The organism is Ethanoligenens sp. (assembly GCF_047718355.1).
Classification (GTDB): Bacteria; Bacillota; Clostridia; order Oscillospirales; family Ethanoligenentaceae; genus Ethanoligenens.
Map to the genome: position 1 here is coordinate 1 of NZ_JBDNLG010000122.1, position 6,170 is coordinate 6,170.

General features: G+C 46.7%; 8 protein-coding genes and 1 pseudogene. 2 read left to right on the plus strand and 7 right to left on the minus strand.

What is annotated here, in order from left to right; all coding sequences use genetic code 11:
* Positions 1–227: 227 nt before the first annotated feature.
* The 4 genes from ABF463_RS13460 to ABF463_RS13475 all read right to left on the minus strand — a co-directional run bounded on the left by ABF463_RS13460 (position 228) and on the right by ABF463_RS13475 (position 2,616).
* Entirely contained in the window at positions 228–761 is a 534-nt protein-coding gene (locus tag ABF463_RS13460; protein WP_415534376.1) for a hypothetical protein, read from the minus strand.
* A gap of 380 nt (positions 762–1,141) precedes the next feature.
* Positions 1,142–1,291 (minus strand): hypothetical protein, encoded by a 150-nt coding sequence (locus ABF463_RS13465; RefSeq protein WP_415534378.1) that lies wholly within the window; start codon positions 1,289–1,291, stop codon positions 1,142–1,144.
* Between the two features lie 336 nt (positions 1,292–1,627).
* On the minus strand, positions 1,628–2,044 hold the full coding sequence (locus tag ABF463_RS13470) for a nuclear transport factor 2 family protein (RefSeq protein WP_415534380.1): 417 nt from the start codon (positions 2,042–2,044) through the stop codon (positions 1,628–1,630).
* A gap of 2 nt (positions 2,045–2,046) precedes the next feature.
* Complete coding sequence (locus tag ABF463_RS13475; RefSeq protein ID WP_415534382.1) at positions 2,047–2,616, minus strand: flavin reductase family protein; 570 nt, start codon at positions 2,614–2,616, stop codon at positions 2,047–2,049.
* A gap of 151 nt (positions 2,617–2,767) precedes the next feature.
* On the opposite strand from ABF463_RS13475, the gene ABF463_RS13480 reads away from it, so the two are divergent.
* Positions 2,768–3,076: a winged helix-turn-helix transcriptional regulator gene (locus ABF463_RS13480; RefSeq protein WP_415534384.1), complete on the plus strand. Its 309-nt coding sequence runs from the start codon at positions 2,768–2,770 to the stop codon at positions 3,074–3,076.
* A gap of 195 nt (positions 3,077–3,271) precedes the next feature.
* Here ABF463_RS13480 and ABF463_RS13485 read toward each other — a convergent pair.
* A pseudogene (locus ABF463_RS13485) lies at positions 3,272–3,406 on the minus strand (Maff2 family mobile element protein); the annotation flags it as partial.
* Positions 3,407–3,526: 120 nt separating this feature from the next.
* Positions 3,527–3,997 carry an SLOG family protein gene (locus ABF463_RS13490; RefSeq protein WP_415534386.1) on the minus strand — a complete coding sequence of 157 codons (471 nt, stop codon included), beginning with the start codon at positions 3,995–3,997 and terminating at the stop codon, positions 3,527–3,529.
* Positions 3,998–4,107: 110 nt separating this feature from the next.
* Here ABF463_RS13490 and ABF463_RS13495 point away from each other — a divergent pair, with 110 nt between their 5' ends.
* On the plus strand, positions 4,108–4,350 hold the full coding sequence (locus tag ABF463_RS13495) for a helix-turn-helix domain-containing protein (RefSeq protein WP_415534388.1): 243 nt from the start codon (positions 4,108–4,110) through the stop codon (positions 4,348–4,350).
* A gap of 2 nt (positions 4,351–4,352) precedes the next feature.
* Here ABF463_RS13495 and ABF463_RS13500 read toward each other — a convergent pair whose 3' ends face one another.
* Positions 4,353–6,116 carry a VirD4-like conjugal transfer protein, CD1115 family gene (locus ABF463_RS13500; protein WP_415534390.1) on the minus strand — a complete coding sequence of 588 codons (1,764 nt, stop codon included), beginning with the start codon at positions 6,114–6,116 and terminating at the stop codon, positions 4,353–4,355.
* Positions 6,117–6,170 lie beyond the last annotated feature (54 nt).

Sequence of the window (6,170 nt, forward strand, 5' to 3'; positions counted from 1 at the left end):
ATTTAAACTCGATATCATCTATCCAAACAGGATGTAAAACAAACTTCCTTTTTGTATTAAAATCCATACAATTCCTCACTGGTTAAGTCAAATACCTTAACGCGAATTAATACCGCCAACTGGTAGCTGACGGTATTAATTCGTAACAATAATTTACAAGACGTTCAACCAATACAGTACACTTACTCCTCAATACGATTCAACATAGGCATTCACAACAGGAATTATTAGTGAACAGCATAGACTTCAGTGCAACCACTGGAAACAGTAAATTCAACCCCGTTATCCGTTCCACCACCGGTTAATGTGGCAGAATAAACGCCGCTTGGCAAATTTGAAAAATATACATTTTCGTCTACGCCGTCAAGTCCGTCTCCACTTTCCCACAACGTTCTTACAACACTACCTGTACTCAGATTAACAATATTAATTTCGCCAACGAATACTACATAGGAGAGTGGAAAATATGGGGTCACAGACCAAAAAATCTGGCCAGAATTGACCCATGTGATGCTTGCTGTGCCTGTATTACCGCTAACTGTAGTTGAAGGCGTGGCTAACCCTGAATGGCTTGAATCGCCAGGGATGAGCTTAACCTTTACGGTTTTGTGCGTGGAAGTGATTTGAGCTGCTTCTGCTGAATCCACTGATTTCTGTGTCACTGTTGGGGTAGCGGCGAACACAGACATTCCGCAAATTCCGAAAGCGAGAGACAAAGACGCAACAAAAATTCCCAATCTTTTCAAGATACGCATTTTCAATTCCTTTCTCCAGATAATACGGAATAATATGTACTGATTGGCATAATTATACAGTACCATAAAGGTGTTGGAATGTCAATACAATGAGATAGATACATTTGTTCATGTCATACATTCTTACATGCAATATGGAGTTTGTCCAGTGCTTCAGCAAGAATACTGTCTATTTTGACGCCTCGCATATGTTCTTCCTTTCGGAGTAGCATTAATAGGAAACCTTGCAGATTCCGGTTGCTATAGATACACTGGTGCGTGTTTTTTATTTGCCCGCCGCGTGGTGGGAGAATGCTTTTAGCAGCGGAATGCTTGCGGATATCATTGGAAATGCGGTGTGAATGAGGACTGCGATTCATATGCCTTTTTAAAAGGCATATGACCCACTATGACACTTTCCGCTTCGCGGCAAAGTGTCCCGTGGGCTCTCCGAGGGGGAACGCCCCTGCGGGGGGCTTGCGGCCACACTCCGCTTTTTCATAGTGCGCCGCCGAACCGCGAAACGCGGAAACGGCGGCGCGGGTCAAGCCGGTCATTCCATAAACTGCTTCTGCTACATTTGGCCGCTGCTATTTGGCAGCGGCTCCTCCTTGACTGATACCAAGCCCTTGCACGCATAAAAGGCCCTCCAATCGCATAACTGCCATTGGAAGGCCCTCAAAAGCGCGCATTTAATTACCTACCCTACTTTTTTACAGTATGGCAGTTAGAAGATCAACAGTATCGGCCGATAAGTAGCATACTATCAAAGAGCATATTGCCCCATAACCCAGAAAAATTTCGGATATGATATTGGGCTCTCGGTTCATCTGTATCTATACATAATCAATGAGTTAATGTCCGGTCAAATTTTTGAATGCTGTTCCTCCTCGTCAGTTTCCGCTTGCCAGCATAACGGCAAGCGAATCCATATAATCCCGCCAATAGACGATTTTTCGATCTTTTATGGTAACGATGGAGCAAAACCTATTGTCATAAGGATTACCGGAACTTGGTTCAATTCCATGGACTTGATATTCCAAAACAACAATATTTTCTCCCTGCACCTTATAGGCCCGGAGGTGGTCGGCTGATTTTATCTTCATACTGTAATTACGGAACCAATCCATGTATGACGCGCGCCCTTCCATTCTGTTTGGAAAGCCAGGAAAGTTGTACAAAAAATCAAAAACTGCATCCTCCGCAACGGCATCCCAGAATTGGATTCCATCCACTTCTCCTTTGAGCCCTTCCATGACGATATTGAAAAATGGGGCGGCGTTTTTGAATCCGATCGGTTGCTTTTCCATATTTATTCTCCCTTCGACTTATAGGATTTGCTGATATCCCAGCATTTTGCAGCAATAGCCCCGGTTTTCAGATAAGCTCCCGTGGGCATTTCAAATAATATGGGCTTTAACTTTTCGTAATCAATCTTTCCGGTGCCATCCAACATTTTGTCTTCCACATGAGTATGGACAACCTTTACGATAAAATTATCATGATGCTCGCTGTCATAGATGTCAACAACCTCACACTCCATAGTGAGAGGCGATTCGTCAATGATCGGTACATTCTTTAACTGGCCCATATGATAATCAAATACGTGAGATTTATCGACTGATTCGCCGGATACAGAACCAACATAATCAGCCTTAGCCAGTATATCCTCACTGACCAGATTCACCGATACAGTCCTATTCTCTTTGATCCCTTGGTTGGTATAATGTGTTTTATGGCTGCTAAGCAGGATAGCGTCGTGCCCGAGAATGCCGACGTGTGCGACAATAAGCCAATTTACCTTGCCTTTAATAACCGTTCCGATAATCGTGGTAGGGGTCGGATACAGAGCAATCACCGGCCCAATGTCTTTTTTCATCATAAATTCCTCCTAATTGTTGCTGATTCGTGTAGATTCTTGTCAGGCTTGCTTTTCATTACAGATCATGCTATTATTTTATCATTAGATTTTATTTTATCAAGAATGCACTTAATTGTAATATACTACCTAAAATGATAGTAAGGAGACGAGAATGAACGGTAAACCTTTTCGTTGCCCGATTGAAGCAACCGTAAACTTAATTGGCGGAAAATATAAAGTGATGATACTGTGGTGCCTAATTGAAAAAACTTTGCGTTTCAATGAATTGCAGAAACTTGTTCCAAGTGCTACTCCTAAAATGTTAACACAGCAACTAAGGGAATTAGAGCGCGATGGACTGATTTCCAGAACTGTTTATCCGGTGGTTCCTCCAAAGACCGAATATACATTAACCGAATTGGGCGAAAGTTTTATTCCAATATTGAGATCAATGGGTGAATGGGGAATGCAGCTATTATAAGCAATAGTATTATCTATAGGCATACTCTGTCAACATCTTGTATGTTCAGTTGCAAGCAGGGTGCATTTGAAAAATAAAGAATGCACAAATAGGTAAAACCGCCGCTCCTGATACATGGGGCGGCGGTTTTACATTTCCATCTGCTGGCATATTGATTTTAATTTATTGGGGTATCTTATGTTTGTTTCCTTATGAACCCTGCCCATTTGATGCAGCATTGTCCCCGCCGTAACCTTCCATCAGGTTGACGCCGCCCCACAGGCCGAGACCCGCGCCGAGGGCGATTACGATAACTTCCAGCGTATCCATTGCGGAACCGATAAAACTCATAGACTTTACCTCCATAACAGTCTGAATGTGACGGCATAAAAAAGCCCGCTCGGAACATTCCGAACGGGCGCTGATGAAGACACGATAAAATTGTCACGGTCGCTTACAACAGGAGGGCTTTTATTCCGCAACACCGATAAGACGCACCCCTTTTCTTCTGGCATACTGCACGGTTTGCCATGTGCCGCTGCGGTCATGCAGCAGGGCGTAAATGCAGTAGTTTGCGTGATCGACCAAATAGCGGTTGCGGCGTTTTATACACCCGGGCCGGTATGTATCGGAAAGGTACGTTACGCCGTCCGCTTCATTCAGTAATCCGCGATACAGTTTTTGCTCGCGCTCCGACCAAAGCGCGTCCTGATCTCTGCACGGCAGGATGAAGTCCAGCCGCAGATCATTGCCCATTTCTTTTTTTGAAACGATTAGGGCGGCGGCGATCAGGTCGAAGCCCCTCGCGCCGCCGGACAGAAAATGCGTGACACCCTGCCGAATAAGGTTATCCACTTCATCGTTCAGGCGAAGCATAATGCGTTCGATGGTGCTTTGCGGCAGACTGCGGCATCCGGTGAAACAACAGGTTAAGTTTTGCATGTCAATCCTCCATATGGGCTATATATAGCCCATATGGTAGCACGCATAGCCCATCCTGACAAGCTTGTTCCTGTATGCTATTAGGGAAGAAATACAGGGAGTGAACTTGTATGGGACTTATGACCGCCGTAAAAGACCGGATTCTACAGCTATGTGACGAGCGCAAACTTACCATAAATAAGCTGGCAACGCTGTCGGCGCTGCCGCCGTCCTCCGTGAAAAACATCCTTTACGGAAAGAGCAAAAATCCCAAATTGGTGACGATCAAATGCCTGTGCGACGGGTTAGGCATCACGCTGGAAGAATTCTTCGGTTCAGAGGAATTTAACCGGCTGGAACAGGAAATCAAGTGATATTATCCTGCCTCCATTTCATAAACGTCGCAGGTTTCCCGATCTTTCAGCTTCGCGCCGGTATCCAGAAACTTTTCAATTTTGAACGCATTATGTTTGCTGAAATCAGACAGGTACTTATAGTTGGGGTGCTTTGTGATGTCATATTTCTTGGAATGGAAGGGCCGCACGCCGCCGATCTGCAAAATGCACTCGTCGCGCGGCATGACGGCGATTTCGTCGAGCGCCATCAATTCGCGGCCCAGCGTCTGGTAGTTGATTCCGTAGCTACGTTGGGAACCGCGCGAATCGCTGGTGTTGTAGAGATTGATGGTTTCCTTTCCCATCTTCTCCACCAGATCCTTGAGCGTTGTTTTGCTGGAGCCGCCGAGAAAAAGATAGCTGTCGCAGTTATCGAGGATGGTATCCATATTGTCCTTGTAAATGGCTTTGAGCTGACTTTGAGACTGCAAAATGATGGATGCGGAGATCTCCCGGCTACGGATGGTGGCGATCAGTTTTTCAAACTTCGGGATTTTGCCGATGTTGGAGAACTCGTCGAGCAAGCAGCGGACATGCACAGGGAGCCTGCCGCCGTATTCATCATCGGCCTTGTCGCAGAGCAGATTAAAAAGCTGAGAATACATTAGGGCAACCAAAAAGTTAAATGTATCGTCGGTGTCGGAGATAATTACGAACAGGGCGGACTTGGTATCGCCCAGCGTGTCTAGCTCCATTTCGTCGTAAGACGTGATCTCCCGGATCTCCGCAATATCAAATGGGGCGAGGCGGGCACCGCAGGAAATAAGGATGCTTTTAGCTGTCTTGCCCGCCGCCTGTTTAAATTTCTTGTATTGCCGCACAGCGAAATGGTCGGGGTCTTTGCTTTCCAGAATGTCGAACATCATGTCCACAGGATTTTTGTAGTCCTCATCGTCCTCGCGGGCGGACATGGCGTTGATCATATCCACCAGCATGGTCATGTTCTGTTCCTCCGGCGGCGCTTCATAATGGATAAAGCCGATGAGTGCGCAATAGAGCAGCGTTTCAGCTTTTTCCCAGAAATCGCCGTCGTTGGATTTGCCCTCTCCCTTGGTATTTTCAATCAGGGCGTTGACCAATTTTAGAATATCCTTCTCCGACCGCACGTACGACAGCGGGTTGTAGTGCATTGATTTTGCAAAATTGACGGTGTTGAATACTTTGATGTTGTAATGACGGCGCTGGAGAAGCGTTCCGACCTCGACTAAAACGCTGCCCTTCGGATCGGTGACCACGTAGGAGCTATGGCACTGCATCAGGTTCGGTTTCACAAAAAAGCGCGTTTTCCCCGAACCCGACCCGCCGATCACCACGACATTTTTGTTGCGGGCAACCAGCGGATTCTTCGGGCGATTTTCCATCATCAGGCGCTCTGTCTGCGTCAAAATGACGTTTTGGCGGAACACAGGATCTATGAATGGCGCGATGTCCTTCTCCGTGCCCCAGCGGGCGCTGCCGTATTCGACGCTTTTACGGAATTTCTTTTTATCCCAGCCCCTCACAGTCAGCCAGCCGAAAAATGCGGCGGCGGCAATCAGCCCCACAAGCAGGTCGCCCGGATCGTAGGGCAGAAGGGATACTTCCGAGAATGGCGGCGGACTGCCGAGCAGCCCGGTCAATTTGGCAAGACCTGTTCCGGGCGAGAGCCGGTAGGTTTCATGCAACAACGCCGCAGACCAGAACACCAGAGCATAAGGCAGCCATTTCCGCAAAGGGATGGTTTTGATCGGCAGATGTTTTTTCATCGGCTCTGCTCCTGTTCCTTGTTGCGGGATTTGTGCGGCGTGTTCCGCACCATT

What these genes read in the sequence shown, in the direction of transcription:
- ABF463_RS13465 (WP_415534378.1), bottom strand. Translation starts at nt 1,291, where the DNA reads ATGACCGGCTTGACCCGCGCCGCCGTTTCCGCGTTTCGCGGTTCGGCG.
- ABF463_RS13470 (WP_415534380.1), bottom strand. Translation starts at nt 2,044, where the DNA reads ATGGAAAAGCAACCGATCGGATTCAAAAACGCCGCCCCATTTTTCAAT.
- ABF463_RS13475 (WP_415534382.1), bottom strand. Translation starts at nt 2,616, where the DNA reads ATGATGAAAAAAGACATTGGGCCGGTGATTGCTCTGTATCCGACCCCT.
- ABF463_RS13480 (WP_415534384.1), top strand. Translation starts at nt 2,768, where the DNA reads ATGAACGGTAAACCTTTTCGTTGCCCGATTGAAGCAACCGTAAACTTA.
- ABF463_RS13490 (WP_415534386.1), bottom strand. Translation starts at nt 3,997, where the DNA reads ATGCAAAACTTAACCTGTTGTTTCACCGGATGCCGCAGTCTGCCGCAA.
- ABF463_RS13495 (WP_415534388.1), top strand. Translation starts at nt 4,108, where the DNA reads ATGGGACTTATGACCGCCGTAAAAGACCGGATTCTACAGCTATGTGAC.
- ABF463_RS13500 (WP_415534390.1), bottom strand. Translation starts at nt 6,116, where the DNA reads ATGAAAAAACATCTGCCGATCAAAACCATCCCTTTGCGGAAATGGCTG.